This window comes from Alteribacter natronophilus (assembly GCF_006007885.1).
GTDB classification, from domain to species: Bacteria; Bacillota; Bacilli; order Bacillales; family Salisediminibacteriaceae; genus Alteribacter; species Alteribacter natronophilus.
Genome location: NZ_VCRO01000001.1, coordinates 1,404,525 through 1,422,034, shown reverse-complemented (window position 1 = coordinate 1,422,034; position 17,510 = coordinate 1,404,525). Strand labels below are relative to the sequence as shown.

Here is a 17,510-nt window from a genome sequence, read left to right as displayed (position 1 = left end):
TGAAAAATCAGGTGGAGGTGGAAGGGGTCCCCCTTCCACCTCCACCTAATAATAAAAAGTAAAAGAAGTTAACGGCATACCCTTGACTAAAGGTAAGAAAAAGGCTGGGACATAAAAAGTGTCCAACAGAGAATCCAGTGCCCTGCCTCAGCGGAGGATGTTTCACGAGCGGATTACCGCCCGGCCGCTGTTCGGATTCTCGTTTATTAAAACACTTCTGTCCCAGCCTCCGGCTGATCAGTCTTCCTTTTCTGCTGAATAGGGGGGAGCTTCTTTGTGAATGTCCTGTGATTCCTCAATCTGCCGTTTCCCGTAGGCAATGTGATCCCTGCCGCCGGCCAGGCCTTCATTTGTCATCCGGTCAACATCAAGGTAGGCATCGCTTTTTCCTTCGTGCTGGAGATCCCTGGGTTCACTCATGATTTTTCCTCCTGTTTTAAGGCTCTTTTCAGCCTGTTTACAGGTAGCTTGTGTGAAAAAGGGCAGTGTCATGCTAGTGATCTTCATACACGTGATAAAGCATGAGGTCATGGACGCACGTTTCAAGAAATGTGCGGTCTTTTTCTGTAAGTTCAGAAGGCCCCGGCTGTATCCATTCAATTGTCCCGTCTTTAAAATACTTCCCTTTATGTTTTGTCTGTCTGTAGTAAAATTCAAATCCCCATTCACGGTTGATCATGTTGTTTTTAATTTCAGTGTAGTGAAAGTGTGATAGCATGCGATTCCCGCCTTTTGTCATCAGAGTCTGACCTTATTTTATCACAGTCCGGGCAGGCTCTAATACCGTCAGGGCAGAGAGGAGGAAGTCCTCTGTCTGAATGCAGAGAGAGGCTGGGACAGAAGTGTTTTAATAGATGAAAATCCCTACAATCAATTCGCGGCGCAGGTAAATTGCTCCTGAAATATTCGCCCCTTGCCGCGGGAAGCGGCTGAGCCTCTGCGTACTTCGCCCTACGGGGTCTCACCTGCGCTTTTCCTCCCGCAGGAGTCGGCGAATATTTCATCCGCTTGCCAGCTTTTTGTTCGGATTCTTATCAAAACACTTTACTTCTGTCCCAGCCACTTTTCACGAAACAGTTGAATCAGATTTGCAGCACCAGTAAGTCGAATTGGCTCCTCATCAAAAATCATCGGCTTACTGTTAACATCAAACAGCCACAGTTTTCCCTCCTGGTCGCAGCCGATGTCCATGGAAACTTCCGCAAAAGAATCCGGGAGCAGGGAAGCGGCACGAAGAGCAAGCTGTTTTACTTTGTCAGGGTCGATGCCTGCCTCGCCGGGAGAAAGAATGGAACCTCCGTACAGGGCGTGGGTCGTGATCCGGCCTTTACCAGCCTGCCGGATTCCGAGGCCCGAGCAGGTCCAGCCGGAGGGAAGGCGATGCAGAAGGATCCTGAAATCAAATGGCAAACCGTTATTTTTCCTGAGTGGTACGAAAGTCTGCAGAAGAAACGTTCTTTTTGCAAGAGCGGGCTCGAGCAGGGTCCAGCATTGATCGGGTGTGAGGGGAAAAAGAACGCCTTTTCGTGATGTAAAGCGGATCCCTTCCTCCTCTTTTTCAATAAGGTAAATGCCTTTTCCTCTCGATCCGCTGCTGAGTTTAATCAGAAAAGCACGGCTGTCATGAAGCCAGTTCAGGAACTGTTCAAAAGAAACGAGAATTTCTGTACGGGGAAGAGCTTCCGACACAGCCGCGTCCTGAGCAAGAATCGTATTGATTTCCAGCTTTGTGAGGAACTGTTCATTTAGAAAAGGGATTCCGTTACGAAGGGCAGCCTGCCGGGTTTCCAGGAACGTCTTCGTTTTCTCCTCACGGCGGGTTGGTACACGGTTGTATACAGCATCGGGCAATATAGCAGTGCAGGGAGTCCAGTTTCCCTCTTCCTCCTGTACGAATCCTTCCATTTCAAGATTACTCCCTACATTGGAAAAGGGAACCACGATCAGGACAGCTCCCTGTTTTCGGGCTTCTGCAGCCAGGGCCCTGTACAGGCGTTCATCACCGGAAAACCCCTTTTCCGGGTGATCGCCCGTAAGCACAGCGATCACGGGTCCGGTAAAGGCGTTCATCGGTAATAAACCGGGGTGTCGCGGAGAAGCATCTGCTTAAACAGGTACGTGCCATAGGCAAAAGGAAGGTGGCGTGTAAGGTGGTCATCTTTCTTCAGGAACGGGTGGCTGAAAATTGACCTCCCCGGTTTGGAGTTTGCCTCAAACATCCAGATCCGGTCCTGGATATCGATCCCGAAGTCAAACCCGATTTCCCCTATGTTCCCTTCTATTTCCCGGTCGATTGTCTCACTTATTTCAAGGGCTGCAGCGCGGAGCTTTTCATACTGACGGTCTGAAATAACTGTATCGCTTTTGAGCTCCTGAAGGGATTTAATTTTCCCCCCGCTTTTCACGTGGGTGGTTACACTGCCGAGGCCGGCCATTTTAGCGGCGAAAGCACTGAGCTGCCACTCCCCGTTTTCATCCTTATTTGTATGGATTCTGAAATCCACCGGTTTCTGCTCGGAAGTGAGAAGATCGATGCCCTGCTGGACGACCATCTGCTTTAAACCGGCGGGGAACTGCTTTTTCAAAAGCCTTTGGAAGGAACTGTAGCGGCGGAGCCTGTTCTTTTCCTGATCCCGAAAGCGACAGTAATACATTTTCTGGTCCTGATCGTACAGGATCTGGTGAATGCCCGCTCCGAGACTTCCTTTTGCCGGTTTGACATAGATGTGCCGGTGTTCATGAAGAAATTCCCGTATGGATGTCATGTCCGGCCCGAGAATGGAATCAGGCAGATAACGTGAAGCCGGTGTGTCAGAGAGGGCCTGATGTATATGCCATTTGTCAAAAAAGCCCGGATTGAACCAGGGTATCTGATATTCGGTCTGCAGGCGTTCCCTTACTTCAGCGTACCCGGCGTGGGCTTCTGTTCTTCGGTTGGGAATCCGGTCGTATACGACATCGGGCAGGGGGAGGAGAACCTTTTTCCACCCTTCACGGTCATACACTAATCCTTCTACAAGCCCATCTTCCCAGTGAATGTGGGGAGCACCGAACAGAAAGCAGCTGATACCGGCTTTTTTTGCGGCAAGGAGATACTTGGAAAACAGAAACGAACGATCTCCCGCGGGACGAAGGAGGGACTGTGTAAAGCCGGCAGTGTAAATTCCGATGTGAGGACCCGCAGCAAGAATCCGGCTGTCAGGAACGGCATGAAAAGAGAGAGGGCCGTTTACAGGGAGGTAGAGCTGATCCTTCACATCTGTACTGATTTCAAACTCATTCAGAGCACTCTGGCGGACGCGTACTTCTGTTTCTTTCGTGCCGAACTGTAAAGTATAGAGGCTGCCTTCCTCGATTTGTTCGCCATTCATAAAGGAAGAAGGGAGGAAGACAGACCGTTTCGGATGCGGAGTTACTTTCCAGGTTTTAATGATTGTGCTCATGAATAGCAGCTGCTCCCTTCCGGCGTCTTTTGGACTTTGATTTTGAGTAGAGATAATTTCTTATTTTTAGATAAGCTTCAATCGGACCGCTGTAAACAGCTGACCTTCCGCTGTCTGTGCACGTACAAAGAACGGTCTGCATACCCGGTTTTGAATTCACTTCAAGGATCCACAGGTTTCCTTCCGGGTCGATGCCGATATCAACCCCAAGCTCATACAGCCGGTGATGGGCAAGTTCCAGACAGTCACCCACAGCACTCAGGATCAAGTCGAGCTGAACCTTCTGTTGTTCATTGAGTAGTCCATCCGGAGCAGGGTTCACAGTACCGCCGGCAGACAGATTGGAAACCATTCCTCCCGATTCGCCTTCTCTCAGACCCCGACCCAGTTCCTGCCAGATTCCCTTTCTGTCTTTACGGAGGACAACCCGCAGGTCGTAAGGTGCCCCATTGGCATTTTTCAGAGAAAGAAACGGCTGGATGAGATATGCCAGTCCGCCGGTCCGTCTGACCAGTTCCTCGTGGAGACGGTCGGGTGTGTACCTGTGGGAGATCTGCTGACCGGAATGGGCGTCTGTCCAGATGAAGGAACTTCTGGTTCGTGAAATCGTATGGATGCCTCTGCCGCCTGAGCCCGTAGCCGGTTTTATAAGCACCGTACTGTGTTCTTTGAGCATGGCGATGAGGCTGGATGGTTTCAAAAGCTTCGTCTCAGGCAGAAAAGGACTCAGACGGTCATCTGATCCCAGTGATTCGTAAACCTTCCATTTATCCGGAAGCCCGTAGCCGAGGAAGATCGTCCGTTCCTTCATCTGCCTCACGATTGCCATCGCTTTTTTCGCTTCTTCGGACCGGTTATAAAAACAGCGGTCATAGATCACTTTCGGCAGCACAAACCGCTCTGGTATGAATGAGAGAGAGACAGGGTCGAACTTTCTGCCGTTCACTGTGTTAGTTTCAGCATCCCAGTCAAATGGGGTGAAAACATGTACAGGAGTCCGGCTGGCTGCACCCTTCAGTGCAATCTGGGTGACATATTCCTGTTCCTGTTCCGCAGACAACTGCAGTATCCCAAAAGCGATATTCATAAATCATCATTCCTTTACGATAGCTTTTAAAGTGTGCTTATCTCACAGGCAAGCAAGAGGTAGTGCTTTTTATCCCTATTTTCGTAAAGATTGCTGCTGCTGCTCCACTACAGGCGGTCGCTTTCCGCGGGCAGGGCCTCAGCCTCCTCGGGAAAACCACCCTGCGGGGTCTTCTGCTCCTGCTTTTCCCGCCGGAGTCGCCGCCTTTCGCTTCATCATTTTTTTCTGAAAGCAGCAACTTTTCCGAAAACAACCTTTTTAAACCGCGCAAAGCCGGGACTCTTTTAAGAAGTGCCTGCAGTTAAAATCCACTCAGATACCTTGAAAAAGCAAGCAGACTTCTTGCTGACGGACGGACCGCGGCGCTGCCTCCATCCCTGGGATCAGCGGATTTGGACGGCTTCGTGTTTACTTCAATGATCCACGGATGGCCGGTGGTACTGATGCCGATATCTATACCGAATTCCCCGAAGCACCCTTTGGAGCCAATTTCACTGTCGATCGCTGTGGCCGCTTCGACAGCAAGTTCGTTCATCATCTTGGAGAGATGGAAAGCTTCGGTCTCAGTAAACAGTTCATCCAGAACCTCAGCTGCGATCCGCTGGGCGCCTCCTTTTGCCACGTTGGAAACGATCTGGTCTTTCACCCCGCACCTGGCAGTCCGTGAAACGACCTTCCATTCACCTGAAATATTCTTTACTGTGAGTGCACGGATGTCGGTTACGCCCCCATCCACGCTTATGAGGGGAATTCCCTGCTGGACAAGATATGCCTTTCTTTTCAGACGGCTGCCCAGCGCTTCATAAAATTCTTCGAAGGTGCCAAAAAAACGGGGCCGGTGGCCGCTGTCGGAAGGATACTCCAGACAGATTTTCTCTTTTTCACGGGTAAGACGGATAATACCGTTCCCTTCCCGGCCATGGACCGGTTTCATGTAAAGCTGTCCGAACTGCTTTACAAGCTGCCGGACGCCTTCCCGGTCGGATGCAGGGACTGTTTTCGGCAGGAAAGGATGAAGGTGTTCATGACGCTCAAGAATTTCATGCATTTCCCATTTATATATAAAACGTTCGTTGAAATAAGGAATCCGGTTCTGTTTTAATAGAGAAAACAGCTTTTCTGCGGGAGGTGACTGCTCTCTGGAAGTGCTGGACAGGCGGTTGTACATCACATCAGGCAGTGGAGTATCCACTGCGGTCCAGGACGGTTCCGTGTAAAAGAATGCTGATCCTCCCCCGGATGTCCAGAGCTGGTTATACGGGTAGACGAAAAAAAGTATCTTTGTACTTCCTGCATGTAAGGCCAGTTCCTCGGCAAATGCGTGCACAGCTCCGAACGTTACATCAGATCCGGTGCCTTCATTTACGAGAAGGCCGATTACAGGCCCCAGCCGCCATTTCCTGTCATCAGATCTGAACAGCCTGAAAGAAGTATCTGTGCTTAACAGCTGCGGGAACGGGAATAGTGAATGATGAATCCCGAAAACACCCGGAGGCAGACTGGCAGACGGGAAAAGGGTGAGATCCAGTTCCCTGTTTCCGGCCTGAAGCAGGATCTGATCCCCTTTCCTGCAGCCAAGTTCCAACGCAAGCGATTCCGGTATATATAGCCGGGGCAGCACTTCTTTTTCCTCCGCTGCAATGAAACGGACGAGGTGCTCCCGGTTGGTAAAATCAAGGGTCATGGACATCCCTCATTTGTTACTCTATATGATAGTCAGGAAGAAACGATTCCTTATTTGCCCGCACTGACTGCACACCCGGAGGCTCCGGAGTTCTGGGCGGGCGAATACCGTATACTATGAAATGCCCGTGTTAATGGTGCAAATAAGACACAAGGTGATGCTGATGGAAATATTGACAGTTATAGCACTTATGATCCTGATCGGCGCCTTTATAGGGGGCCTGACAAATCTGATTGCCATACGGATGCTGTTCAGGCCGTTTAATCCGATTTACGTGGGAAAAATGCAGCTCCCTTTTACACCGGGACTGATTCCAAAGCGGCGTGCCGAACTGGCGGAACAGCTGGGCAGTCTCGTAACAGGACACCTGATCACCGTGGAAGGGGTTAAAAGCAAACTGTTTGACGAAACGCTGATTCGGGAAATCCGCACGTGGTTTGGGAAGAAAGTAAAAGAAGTGGCAACGAGTGAGGATACTCTGGAGGAATGGTGGCGCAGTCAGGCCGGCGGGGCCTGGTCCCCTGGGGATACGAGACTCCGTTTCACCGGATCGGTGCAGCAGACTTTAATGAAAACCCTGGAGGATTACCGGAGCAGACCCGCAGAGGAGTGGCTCCCGGACTCCCTTATTCAGCGAGCGGATGAAAAAATCCCTGAAGTGACGACCATTATTCTTAAAAAGGGGAAGGAATTCGTCCGGTCACCGGAAGGAAAACAGAAGATTGAGGAGATGGTGAGCCGGTATTTTTCCACAAAAGGGAGCTTCGGGGGTATGGTCGGCCGGATGATGAGCAATGTTCCGGTTTCAGGGCGGATCCAGCACGAACTTCTTCGGCTTCTTGATGATGAGAAAGCAAGGGAGTTTATTGAAACCCGTCTCCGGACCGAGTGGCGGGAAATCATCAGCAAATCTCCGGACGAACTTGCTCCCGGTTTTGACTGGGAAAAGCGGGCAGCCCAGGTTGCCGACGAAGTGGCCTCAAGAGTACCCGTTCTTGGAGAATGGGAGCAGCCTCTTGGGAAGTGGGCTCACCGGTATGAAGCCCGGCTGACGGATACCCTCATGCCCGCTGTACTGGAGACGCTTTCGGCTATTATAGAACGCAATCTTCAGCGCATGCTTCAAAACCTGAAAATCGATGAAATTGTCAGGGACCAGGTGAACAGTTTCCCCCTCCCCCGTCTGGAACAGGTAATCCTTTCCATAGCAAAAAAAGAGCTTAAAATGATTGCACTTCTGGGTGCAGTAATCGGCGGGACTGTAGGACTGATCCAGGGGCTGATTGTTGTTGTGATCCTGTAGGCACGATTGAAAAGAGACGTGACAGGAAGCGGAGCGATAAAGAGCAGGCAGGTGATTTACGGTGAAAAGTGACTTCATTCGAGAAATTAAGCCCATCAGGATGAATCCGCAGGGGAAAGTGTGTTATAGTCGTAAAGAAGCAGATAAGTGTGTATCATGAGTGAATAACAGAGACCAGCATTGTAACTTTGGCTTTGACGATTTCCGTTTAGTAATGGATGCACACAATACATTTAGGAGGATTTTTATCTATGGCTAACCCTTACGATCAGGCGCATGAGCTTGCACGCGTTCTGAAAGAAAGCGAAGAATTCAGCAAACTTAAGGAGCTTCATGAAGTCGTAAACAGCGACGATGTGGCAAAGCGTATGCTTGACAACTTCCGCCAGGTTCAAATGGAACTTCAGCAGAAGCAGATGCAAGGCGCTCAGATTTCCGAAGAGGAAATCCAGAATGCCCAGAAGCAGTTTGAGCTTGTGCAGCAGCACGAGACAATCTCAAAGCTTATGGAAGCTGAACAGCGCATGAGCCAGGTGATCGGTGACATCAACAAAATTATCACTGAACCTCTTGAAGAGCTTTACGGTGCCCAGGGCCAGCAGGCTGAAGGCGGCGAACAGTAATTTAAGAAGAATATGCACGGGACGTCCTCTTAGCCGAGGGCGTCTTTTTTGATTGGCTGTATTAAAGCTTGGTGTTGATATTTAATAAGTTGATTGCAACGAATGCGCGACACTCCTGCGGGAAAAGCACCAACGGAAGACCCCGCAGGGCGATTTTCCCGAGGAGGCTGCAGTGGTGCCCGCGGAAAGGGAGCGTAGTGAGTGAAAATCAACAACAGACTTTAACAGAGCCTTTTGATTTGACAACGCAGATACATCCTGATTCATAGAATAAGGGTTGTCCGTATACCCAATCCCGCTCCCTGGCCCCTTCAGTCCAACGGAAATGGACATTTCCTGTTCTATTCATTTTTTCAGGTACATAAATATGAACCAATCATGCTGAGGAAGGCGAAGGGGGATGGCAGCAATGACGTACCGCTTATTAGCGTTGGACATCGATGGAACCCTGTTAAAATCAAATCACAGACTGACCAGAGAAACGAAGGAAGCAGTAGAATATGTTCGCAGCAAAGGAGTCTATGTAACGCTTGCAACCGGCAGAACATACCCGTCTGCAAGAAAGGTTGCCAAGGCGCTTAAAATTGAAGACCATGAGCTGATCACCCATGACGGGGCTTTTGTTGGCTCTTCTGTGGAAGAGCCGATGTTTGTCCGCCGGATTGATTCGGACCGGGTGTACCAGATCGTTGATATTCTTGAAAACTATCATTGTCACATCAGGCTTCTTCACGAAAAATATGCTCTTGCCAACAAGATTAAACAGAAGAACCACCTCGTAGCCAGGATGAATCTGGGAGTTGGCGATCCGCTTTTTTATGCAGTGAACTTCGTCGACTCACTCAGTCACCATATTATTGATCAGCCTGTTACGGTACCGAAGATCCGGGCACACTTCTGGAACGAGATGGAACGCCGGGATGCACTGGAGGAACTTGAGGAAGCTCTTGATGGCTGCAGATTTACCTCGTCTGATGAAATGAGTATAGATATTACTGAAGGCAGTGTCTCAAAGGCAAGAGGTCTTCAGATCGTCGGACGGAAGCTCGGCATCGGCCTCTCCGAGATGGTGGCGGTGGGCAGCTTCGAAAACGACAGGGAAATGATTGAGCAGTCAGGACTGGGAGTGGCCATGGGCCAGGCGCCGGAACATGTGAGAAATGCAGCGGACTGGGTAACGCGCTCAAATGATCAGAACGGTGTGGGGTACATGATCAGGGAAGTGTTCCGGAAACAGCTGAATATGAGTCTGATTTAATGTTTGAAACGGGGCGGATAACGAAGGGGACTTCTGTTGTCGGCCTCTTTTATTTTTTCCTCGTAAGGCCTGTGGGGCTTTGAACCGGGAATATTGACCTCGAAGTGCTGCTCGGCTACACTTGTGAAAGCACTAACGAGGCCGGGCCGGCACTGGTTTTATATTCAGCGGCTGCTGCCACGGGCCTGAAAGAACAGGAGAGTATACAAGCATGGATCCAAAACAGCTATCAGAAAAAGCCATACAGGCTGCAGAAAATCATCAGACAGGAACAGATTCCACGTTTCTGTATTCATTTCTGGATTTTTCCTTTGAATATTTAACGGAGGAGGAAAAAGTCAGGATCACCTGCCCCGTATCCGAAGTAATGTTCAATCCGATCGGGTTTCTGCACGGAGGAATTGTAATGTATATCGCTGATACAGCCATGGCGCATCTCTGCGCCTCCGTAATCGGCAGTCCCAGCGTTTCACTGGAGGTAAAAACCCAGTTTTTCCGGACAGCGAGGGAAGGAACAATAGAAGCTGAAGCCTACTTCACGAAGCGGGGCGGCACAATCCAATTTGCCGAATGTATGCTCCGGGATGAAAAAGGCAGTGAACTTGCCAAAGTGTCAGGTACATTCTACACAATGGGCAGTAAATAGAGCACTCCTGTTAAAGCCCTTTTTACGAAAATAGTAATACAGAGTAGAAAAGGATAGGACAAATGAGTCTCTGGTTAAGTCAAAAACGATGCCAACTATCGTCAAGCGATAATTGGCATCGTTTTGTTAATCCAATAAAGACTGAAGAGGCTGGCGGACGGTGCATTTTCCCGATTACTGCGTTATTAAGAAGATATCCTTTTTGGCTGGGTTTTCTCCTGCCTCTCTGCTCATTTACTGCTATGGATGAAATAGCACGAGCGCGCCGGATTCTTTTACGACCCGGTTAGGGTTTTTTGCATAGCCTTCGTCAAGAAGACGTTTCTGTCCCGTTTCTTTTGCCTCTTTGTCGTCTTTCGCTTCAAAACTTTCGTTGAGAAGGTGATTGCCTTTTTTGTCATAAGCGGTTAAAAAGTATTTTCCCATGATGACCGGTCCCCTTTTTATAATCTGAAATTTCATTTGTTTCTTACATTTATTTTATCGCTGGAAGCCGGCGGATTCAACTCCCGCAGGAGGAAATGGGCGGAATTGCATGGTAAAGTAGAGAGTAGATTCTCTGGAGAGCATAGTTCACCATATGCCTGAAGACCAAAGCGGATCGTTGCGGGGCGGGCTCCGGCCGGTGGTCCCGCGAAAAAAGAACGTACGGCATCCGGTGGAGCGATAATAGAACGATTTTCAGAGCAGATTCAAAATATCGAAGCGGGGAGGAAGCTATGACACTCAGACTTCAGGATGTGAAAAAGCGCTTCGGCTCTTTTACGGCCGTGGACAGTCTTTCCCTTACTGTACCTGAAGGGGAAATGTTCGGCATGCTCGGAGCAAACGGAGCAGGAAAGACGACAACATTCAGGATGATTCTCGGTCTGATTGACCAGTCGGGAGGAACCCTCACCTGGAAAGGAAAAAGAATAAGTTATGATTCAAGTCATCTTGTTGGCTACCTTCCGGAAGAGCGGGGTCTCTACCCGAAGATGAAGGTGTCCGAACAGCTCGTGTATCTCGGTCGTCTCCGTGGGATGAAAAAGACGGAGGTTCTCCGGGAATTGGACGGCTGGCTTGAAAAATTTCACGTACCGGAATACAAACATAAAAAAGTGGATGAACTGTCCAAGGGGAACCAGCAGAAAATCCAGTTTATTGCAGCTGTCATTCACAGACCGGAGCTTCTCATTCTGGATGAGCCTTTCAGCGGCCTGGACCCTGTCAATGTAGAGCTACTGAAAAACGCGGTTATTGAACTCAGGGAAAGGGGAACCACGATCGTGTTTTCCTCGCACCGAATGGAACATGTGGAAGAACTCTGTGAATATCTCTGCATCCTTCAGAGGGGTACCCCTGTTGTAAACGGAAAGCTGAAGGAAATTAAGGGGTCCTATGGAAGAAAAAAGCTACTTATTGAGGCTTCTTTTTCTCTGGAATTTCTCCAGGATGTGCCGGGCGTTACGCGCGCTTCCTTTTTTTCAGGAGGGGCAAAGCTGGAAGTCGAAAGGGAGGAAACAGCGGAGGAAATCTACAGTCTCCTCAGCGGCAGGGGATTTGTACGAAAGTTTCTTCTTGAAGAACCTTCGCTCAATGATATCTTCATAGAGAAAGCCGGTGCAGCCTATGAATAAATTTTTTATCATCCTGTTTCACACTTTTTTTACGAAACTGAAATCAAAGTCGTTTATTGTATCCACCTTAATAACAGCAGTGATTATCGTGGGAATTGCCAACATCGACCGGATCTTTGAAGCTTTTGAATCAGGCGGGGCAGCTGACCGCACCGTTTCGGTGGTCGAAGAAGGGGATCAAGGATTCGCAGATAGAATCAGGACGGAAGCTGAGGCACTTGGCATCAGTACAGATGATGCAGGTGGTCTTACGCCCGGCGAAGCGGAGGAAATGATAAGTAATGGAGATCTCGAAGCGGCTCTGATAGTGTCTGCGGATGCTTCGGGTCTTCCCCAAGCTGTTTACAAAGCACCGTCCATTGCTGACGAGCGTACTGCAGAAACACTGCGGCAGGCCGTTCAGACTGTAAAGGAGGAAGTGGCAGCTTCCCGGATCGGGATTGATGAGCAAACCCTTGAGCAGGTCTATGCCCCGGTAAACTTTACAGCCGAAGCAGTCAGTGATACTGCCAGGTCACAGGAAGAGCTTGATCAGGCAAGGTTTCTGGTAAATGCTCTCGTAGTGGTTATTTATTTCTCCGTTCTGGCGTACGGGAATATGATCGCGATGGAAGTGGCTGCCGAGAAAACATCACGGGTAATGGAAATACTGGTATCCAGTGTCTCACCGGTAAAGCAGATGTTCGCCAAGATTTTCGGGATCGCCTTACTCGGGATCACCCAGTATATCCTCATAATAACTGTCGGCCTCATCTCCGTGGCCGGGAATGCGGAAAGAGGAGGATATACAGAAGTAATTGCTGCAGAAATTCCGGTTGGCCTCCTTGTGTACGCGTTTATCTTTTTTCTTCTCGGCTATCTGTTTTACGCCACCATTTCCGCTGTTCTCGGCTCACTTGTGAGCAGAACCGAAGAAGTAAACATCGTCATTACTCCTCTTACACTGATTGTTGTAGTGGCATTTCTCATATCCATGTTCGGCATTAACGCACCGGAATCACCTATCATTACAGGTACCTCCTATATTCCGTTTTTTACACCGATGGTCATGTTCCTGCGGGTGGGAATGACGGATCTGCCTGTCTGGGAGCTGGCAGCGGGGATGGGCATCATGGTTATCTCCATTGTGCTGCTTGCACTGGCAGGGGCAAGAATCTATAAAGGCGGTGTTCTCATGTACGGCAAGGTTTCTTCCATTAAAGATATCCGTCAGGCCCTTGCAATCTCCAAAAAGGAGCAGTAACCCTTACCCGGTTGGAATACATTGGTCTGTTTCAAAGGGGGGCATGGGCATAATCTCAGACTGATTTAGCAGGCACGTTTCCGGTTAACAGGAAGCGTGCTTTTTGTGCAGGACAGAATGTGAACCGGAAGGGAGGGAATAAAAGGTTGAATCTGTAACTGACATCCGGGAGCAGAAAAAAGGCGAACGAATGATCGCTTTTGTGGTATAATTGGGCATCATAATAATAGAAGAGCAGAACGGTGTGCCGTTAAGCAGTTTGCTGACATCTGTGCAGGCTGAGCGCTGCCCGCGGAAAGCGTCGTTCTGCAGCGTAGATAATCAACAATCTTTCCGAAAATAAGCCTTAAAATAGAAAGGACGTGTAAATATGACCGCCGTAACGTTTATTCACTGTGCGGACCTTCACCTTGACCGGCCGTTTCAGACGTCCAAGCTTCCCCCGGAGATCCTTGAGGACGTAAGGAAGAGCGCTTATGTTTCCTTTTCCCGGCTGATAGACAGAGCGATAGAAGAAAAAGTGGACTTTTTTCTGATCAGTGGGGATCTGTATGACCTTGAACACAGGAGTATTAAAGGACAGCTGTTTGTGAAAAAACAGGCAGAACGTCTCGCGGAAGCGGGCATCCCTCTGTTTATTATCCACGGAAATCACGATCCGTTATCAGAAACGGTACGGGAGATTAAGATGCCCGATCACGTACACGTTTTCGGCCCGGACACGGCAAGCGTACTATACGAAAAAGATGGCAAGGCTGCTGCAAGAATTTACGGTTTCAGCTATGCTTCGCGCCGCGTTGATGAAAACCCCGTCCAGTCCTACATAAAAACGTACCAAGCTGATGCGCCATACCACATTGCCCTTCTCCACGGTCAGGAAAAAATGGAGGAAGGTCATGATCCCTATGCCCCGTTCAGACTGAAGGAATTAACGGAGACTCCTTTTGACTACTGGGCCCTCGGTCACATTCATAAACGGCGGGTTCTTCATCGTGGCCCTGCGGTTGTATATCCCGGGAACATACAGGGCGGTCATAAAAACGAACAGGGCCCCAAAGGCGGGGTGCTTGTAACACTGGCCGCTTCTGAGGAAGAGGTTACCTTTATAGATACGTCCCCGGTTGACTGGCATACGGTCAGACTGACGATTGATAAACTGACAGAGCTTGACGGGCTTTTCGCGGCAGCGGAAGAAAAAATTGCCGGAACCGTTACAGCGGGGAAGAGCAGTATTATTCAGCTTGTCATAACCGGGAGCGGGACTTTGCATGAATATCTGAGTACGCCCGAAACAGAAGAAGAAGTACTTGAGGAACTGAGGGAACTTTTCGGCAGGGCCCGTCCGTTTCACTGGATCGGCTCACTGACAGTTAATACCGTTCCCGATGTGGACCGCGAACGTGAAAAAGAGCAGCAGACAGTGCTGGGCGATATGATTTGTGCAGCAGAAACATTCAGGGAGAATCCTTCCCTTGCGGATGATGCCCTATCATCGCTCTACGGCCACCGGACAGCCCGCAGATACATGGAAAGCCTGTCACCTGAGGAAAAAAAAGAGCTCATCGATCAGGCTGAACGATGGCTTCTCACCAGGATTGTAAAGGAGGATGGAGCATGATTATTACCGGTATAGAGGTTTACGGTTTCGGGAAATGGCGCTCACAGTCGTTTACTCCTGAAAAAGGGATGAACCTGTTCTACGGTGAAAATGAAGCGGGAAAATCCACTCTCATGGTATTCATCCGCTCGGTCCTGTTTGGATTTCCAAGGCGCTCAGAGCAATTTGAACCTCTGGCCGGAGGTGATTTCGGCGGGTCCCTGACAGTGCACATCGAACGCGAAGGAAAGGTCAGGATCGAGCGGGTGCGAAAAAGAAAGGCAAAAGGGGACGTCACCCTGTATTTTCCTGACGGTAGAACAGGAGGCGAAGAAGATCTCACTACTCTTCTTGAAGGCATGACTGAACAGGTCTACAGAGGTATCTTTGCCTTCAGTCTTCAGGGTCTTCAGGGGATAGAATCGATGAATGCCCAGGAGCTGAACGACTACCTTTACGATGCTTCACTGAGCGGAGGCCAGTCTCTCCTTGCCTGCGAGAGGGAGGCAGAGAGGGAGATGCAGCAGCTTTTCAGACCAAGAGGGAAAAAGCAGCCGGTAAATGAACAGCTTAAACGTCTGCAGGATATGGAGCGGGACGTAAAGGAAAAAGAAGAGAAAGCGGGCTCGTATGCTGACCTGCTCGGCAGAAGAAAAGAAGCAGAGGAAAGGCTGGCCCGCCTTGAACAGAAAAAGGATCAGATTCAGCTTTCTCTCGGCAGGTGGGAGCGCGTGGAGAGACTTTCCCCACTTTACAGGGAGTATCTGGCGCTTAAAGAGAGCAGCGATCCGGACCTGACATTCCCGGATCGTGGAAAAGAAAAACTCGAACAGCTTCAGAAACAACGCCATGATAATACAGAGGCGATTCGCCGCGGAGAGAAAGAGGCGGCTAAGCTTAAGGAAAAGAAAACCGCCTTCACTCCGGTTCTGCCGCGGGAAAAGGCCGTCCGTCTCGAAGCACGGGCAGTGGAACTGAATAAACGGAGCGGTGTATATCAGGAGCTGGTTTCCAGGCAGGCAGGGATTGAACAGGAACGGTCAATTTCAGCCGGAAATATGCGGGAAATTGAGGAGGACTGGGCCTGGAGCAGACAAGATGAGCTTCTGCAGCATCGTGATACAACAAAAACGTCCAGGCAAAGGATGAAGTTTTTAACAGACGAAGTGGAACAGGCGGAAAGACGCAGGGAGCTTGCCGTTAAGGAACAGGGGCGCCTGAACAGCGCAAAGGAAGGCCTGAAAAAACGTATGGCGTCGGTGGAAGAGCAGATCCTTCCATTGGACCAGGAGCGGGCGTACAGGCAAAAATTAACCCGTCTCGCTGAATACGAAACAGTGAAAAAAAAGCTTCCTGAATACAAAGCGAAACTGATGTCGGGAAAAAGGTCTGCAGGCAGAATCATTCCTGCTGCAGGAGCAGGAATGATTATATCTGGAGCTGCCGGACTCTTTACCGGCGAAGCGATCACAGGGACGGGAGCCCTTCTTACAGGCCTTTTCCTTCTTCTGTACACCACATTCTTCAGCCGTTTCGGAAATACCGGAGACAGCAGTGACCAGGAAATCCGTGATGAGCTGACAGGCTGGGAACGGTTTGATAAAGAGGCTGCAGAATGGCCTGTGGAGGAATGGCGAAGGGCACTTGCTGTTCACGAGGAAAATGTACGGGAAAAGGCCCGAACTCAGCATCTGCTTAATGAAACGGAAAGCCATCTTTCAATTGCGGAAAAAGAGGCAGCTGAGGCCGAAAAATTGCAGGATGCTGCAAATGATGCCCTTATGGAGTGGGCGATCCAGGCAGGGTTCGAACCGGGGAGAGGATACCGTCAGTACAAAGAAATGGTAAATGATACTCTCGAATGGCAGGAACAGTATAAAAAGCACCGGGAGCTGTCGAGTCAGCTTGACGAGCTGAACAAAGAACAGCAGTCTTTTGAAGCGGATGTGAACCGCCTTGCAGAAGAGGCCGGAATTAATGAAGAGGACAGGCAGGCGGAAGCCCCTGCCGTACTGACGTCAGCAGAGCGGAAAATAAAAGACGCACTGAGAGCGCATAGAGAGTCGGAAACAATTGAAGAAAAAATCCGGGAGAACCTTCTGCGTTTAAAATCGGCAGAGGAAGAACTGGAGAAGACACAGACGGCAGTCCGTCAGCTTCTCACCAGTGCCGGTGCCGCGGGCGAAGAAGAGTTTGCTGAAAAAGAGGCCGCGTGGCAGAAAGAGAAACAAACAAGAAAACGGATCAGTGACCTTGAGCTTGAAATGCGGGCCATTTCACCGAAAACCTCCCGGGAAAAAGACCTGGAAGCCTGTATCAGGTGGGGGGAAGCTGCTGAGTCCAAAAGAGAAGAAACAGGAGAGATAAAGAAAGAAACAGAAAAGCTGGTAAGGGAGACTATTGAAGAGCTCAGTCTTACGAATCAGGCAATCGAAGAACTGGAAGAGGGAAGCAGCCTGGAGGAAACGCTGCAGCAGTTTGAACTGGAAAAAGAGTCTCTTGCCACTTCTGCAGAAAAGTGGGCTGTACTTGCCCTTGCCCGGGAAATCGCCGGCAGGACAAAAGAGATTCTTGAACGTGAGCGTCAGCCGGCTGTCCTTCAGGAAGCGGAAAAGCTATTTGAGCGTCTTACAGACGGCCGTTACACAGGACTTTACGCTCCGCTGGGAGAGGAGAGCTTTGTCGTACAGAGACACGACCAGATCCGATTCGAACCGGCTTCCCTCAGTCAGGGGACGCGGGAACTGCTGTATCTGTCACTCCGTTTTGCCCTTGCCCTGAACTACGGAAAAGAGGTTTCTTTTCCAATAATGATCGACGAGGCTTTTGTGAATTTTGACTCAGGAAGAAGAAGGCGGGTCATGAACGTCCTCAGGGAGCTTGCGCCGGATCGCCAGGTTCTCTGTTTTACCTGTCACGGCTTCATGATAGATGAGCAGCCCGGACTGAGGCCGGTCTATCTGAATCCACAGCCTGAAAAAGGGGCTGTCAGCCGGTAAACCGGGAT

General features: G+C 49.8%; 15 protein-coding genes. 8 read left to right on the top strand and 7 right to left on the bottom strand.

What is annotated here, in order from left to right:
• Positions 1-237 precede the first annotated feature (237 nt).
• The 6 genes from FGB90_RS07140 to FGB90_RS07115 all read right to left on the bottom strand — a co-directional run bounded on the left by FGB90_RS07140 (position 238) and on the right by FGB90_RS07115 (position 6,214).
• Complete coding sequence (locus FGB90_RS07140) at positions 238-420, bottom strand: hypothetical protein (protein ID WP_138809889.1); 183 nt, start codon at positions 418-420, stop codon at positions 238-240.
• A gap of 73 nt (positions 421-493) precedes the next feature.
• Entirely contained in the window at positions 494-718 is a 225-nt protein-coding gene (locus tag FGB90_RS07135; RefSeq protein ID WP_138809888.1) for a DUF5342 family protein, read from the bottom strand.
• 326 nt (positions 719-1,044) lie between these two features.
• On the bottom strand, positions 1,045-2,070 hold the full coding sequence (locus FGB90_RS07130) for a YheC/YheD family protein (RefSeq protein ID WP_138809886.1): 1,026 nt from the start codon (positions 2,068-2,070) through the stop codon (positions 1,045-1,047).
• Positions 2,067-3,443 (bottom strand): YheC/YheD family endospore coat-associated protein, encoded by a 1,377-nt coding sequence (locus tag FGB90_RS07125; protein WP_138809884.1) that lies wholly within the window; start codon positions 3,441-3,443, stop codon positions 2,067-2,069. Before FGB90_RS07125 ends, FGB90_RS07130 begins: the two co-directional genes overlap by 4 nt.
• A complete protein-coding gene (locus FGB90_RS07120; protein WP_138809882.1) occupies positions 3,427-4,530 on the bottom strand; it encodes a YheC/YheD family endospore coat-associated protein in 1,104 nt (367 codons plus the stop codon). The genes FGB90_RS07125 and FGB90_RS07120 overlap by 17 nt, the downstream gene beginning before the upstream one ends.
• Positions 4,531-4,831: 301 nt before the next feature.
• Positions 4,832-6,214 carry a YheC/YheD family endospore coat-associated protein gene (locus FGB90_RS07115; RefSeq protein ID WP_171051736.1) on the bottom strand — a complete coding sequence of 461 codons (1,383 nt, stop codon included), beginning with the start codon at positions 6,212-6,214 and terminating at the stop codon, positions 4,832-4,834.
• 163 nt (positions 6,215-6,377) lie between these two features.
• Here FGB90_RS07115 and FGB90_RS07110 point away from each other — a divergent pair, with 163 nt between their 5' ends.
• The 4 genes from FGB90_RS07110 (at position 6,378) to FGB90_RS07095 (ending at position 10,044) form a co-directional block, all read left to right on the top strand.
• Entirely contained in the window at positions 6,378-7,517 is a 1,140-nt protein-coding gene (locus FGB90_RS07110) for a DUF445 domain-containing protein (protein WP_171051735.1), read from the top strand.
• A 251-nt stretch (positions 7,518-7,768) separates the two neighbouring features.
• A complete protein-coding gene (locus tag FGB90_RS07105; protein WP_138809876.1) occupies positions 7,769-8,140 on the top strand; it encodes a YlbF/YmcA family competence regulator in 372 nt (123 codons plus the stop codon).
• A 409-nt stretch (positions 8,141-8,549) separates the two neighbouring features.
• Positions 8,550-9,398: an HAD family hydrolase gene (locus FGB90_RS07100; protein ID WP_138809874.1), complete on the top strand. Its 849-nt coding sequence runs from the start codon at positions 8,550-8,552 to the stop codon at positions 9,396-9,398.
• Positions 9,399-9,609: 211 nt separating this feature from the next.
• A complete protein-coding gene (locus tag FGB90_RS07095) occupies positions 9,610-10,044 on the top strand; it encodes a PaaI family thioesterase (protein ID WP_138809872.1) in 435 nt (144 codons plus the stop codon).
• 240 nt (positions 10,045-10,284) lie between these two features.
• Here FGB90_RS07095 and FGB90_RS07090 read toward each other — a convergent pair whose 3' ends face one another.
• Entirely contained in the window at positions 10,285-10,470 is a 186-nt protein-coding gene (locus tag FGB90_RS07090) for a YhzD family protein (protein ID WP_138809870.1), read from the bottom strand.
• Between the two features lie 293 nt (positions 10,471-10,763).
• Here FGB90_RS07090 and FGB90_RS07085 point away from each other — a divergent pair, with 293 nt between their 5' ends.
• The 4 genes from FGB90_RS07085 to FGB90_RS07070 all read left to right on the top strand — a co-directional run bounded on the left by FGB90_RS07085 (position 10,764) and on the right by FGB90_RS07070 (position 17,502).
• Positions 10,764-11,663, top strand: a complete 900-nt coding sequence (locus FGB90_RS07085) for an ABC transporter ATP-binding protein (protein ID WP_138809868.1) — start codon at positions 10,764-10,766, stop codon at positions 11,661-11,663.
• The gene (locus FGB90_RS07080; protein ID WP_138809867.1) at positions 11,656-12,906 is read left to right on the top strand and encodes an ABC transporter permease; all 1,251 of its coding nucleotides are present in this window, start codon (positions 11,656-11,658) and stop codon (positions 12,904-12,906) included. Before FGB90_RS07085 ends, FGB90_RS07080 begins: the two co-directional genes overlap by 8 nt.
• Before the next feature lie 370 nt (positions 12,907-13,276).
• Positions 13,277-14,524: a metallophosphoesterase family protein gene (locus FGB90_RS07075; RefSeq protein WP_138809865.1), complete on the top strand. Its 1,248-nt coding sequence runs from the start codon at positions 13,277-13,279 to the stop codon at positions 14,522-14,524.
• The gene (locus FGB90_RS07070) at positions 14,521-17,502 is read left to right on the top strand and encodes an ATP-binding protein (protein WP_171051734.1); all 2,982 of its coding nucleotides are present in this window, start codon (positions 14,521-14,523) and stop codon (positions 17,500-17,502) included. Before FGB90_RS07075 ends, FGB90_RS07070 begins: the two co-directional genes overlap by 4 nt.
• The last annotated feature ends 8 nt before the right edge of the window (positions 17,503-17,510 follow it).

What these genes read in the sequence shown, in the direction of transcription:
- FGB90_RS07140 (WP_138809889.1), bottom strand. Translation starts at nt 420, where the DNA reads ATGAGTGAACCCAGGGATCTCCAGCACGAAGGAAAAAGCGATGCCTAC.
- FGB90_RS07135 (WP_138809888.1), bottom strand. Translation starts at nt 718, where the DNA reads ATGCTATCACACTTTCACTACACTGAAATTAAAAACAACATGATCAAC.
- FGB90_RS07130 (WP_138809886.1), bottom strand. Translation starts at nt 2,070, where the DNA reads ATGAACGCCTTTACCGGACCCGTGATCGCTGTGCTTACGGGCGATCAC.
- FGB90_RS07125 (WP_138809884.1), bottom strand. Translation starts at nt 3,443, where the DNA reads ATGAGCACAATCATTAAAACCTGGAAAGTAACTCCGCATCCGAAACGG.
- FGB90_RS07120 (WP_138809882.1), bottom strand. Translation starts at nt 4,530, where the DNA reads ATGAATATCGCTTTTGGGATACTGCAGTTGTCTGCGGAACAGGAACAG.
- FGB90_RS07115 (WP_171051736.1), bottom strand. Translation starts at nt 6,214, where the DNA reads ATGACCCTTGATTTTACCAACCGGGAGCACCTCGTCCGTTTCATTGCA.
- FGB90_RS07110 (WP_171051735.1), top strand. Translation starts at nt 6,378, where the DNA reads ATGGAAATATTGACAGTTATAGCACTTATGATCCTGATCGGCGCCTTT.
- FGB90_RS07105 (WP_138809876.1), top strand. Translation starts at nt 7,769, where the DNA reads ATGGCTAACCCTTACGATCAGGCGCATGAGCTTGCACGCGTTCTGAAA.
- FGB90_RS07100 (WP_138809874.1), top strand. Translation starts at nt 8,550, where the DNA reads ATGACGTACCGCTTATTAGCGTTGGACATCGATGGAACCCTGTTAAAA.
- FGB90_RS07095 (WP_138809872.1), top strand. Translation starts at nt 9,610, where the DNA reads ATGGATCCAAAACAGCTATCAGAAAAAGCCATACAGGCTGCAGAAAAT.
- FGB90_RS07090 (WP_138809870.1), bottom strand. Translation starts at nt 10,470, where the DNA reads ATGGGAAAATACTTTTTAACCGCTTATGACAAAAAAGGCAATCACCTT.
- FGB90_RS07085 (WP_138809868.1), top strand. Translation starts at nt 10,764, where the DNA reads ATGACACTCAGACTTCAGGATGTGAAAAAGCGCTTCGGCTCTTTTACG.
- FGB90_RS07080 (WP_138809867.1), top strand. Translation starts at nt 11,656, where the DNA reads ATGAATAAATTTTTTATCATCCTGTTTCACACTTTTTTTACGAAACTG.
- FGB90_RS07075 (WP_138809865.1), top strand. Translation starts at nt 13,277, where the DNA reads ATGACCGCCGTAACGTTTATTCACTGTGCGGACCTTCACCTTGACCGG.
- FGB90_RS07070 (WP_171051734.1), top strand. Translation starts at nt 14,521, where the DNA reads ATGATTATTACCGGTATAGAGGTTTACGGTTTCGGGAAATGGCGCTCA.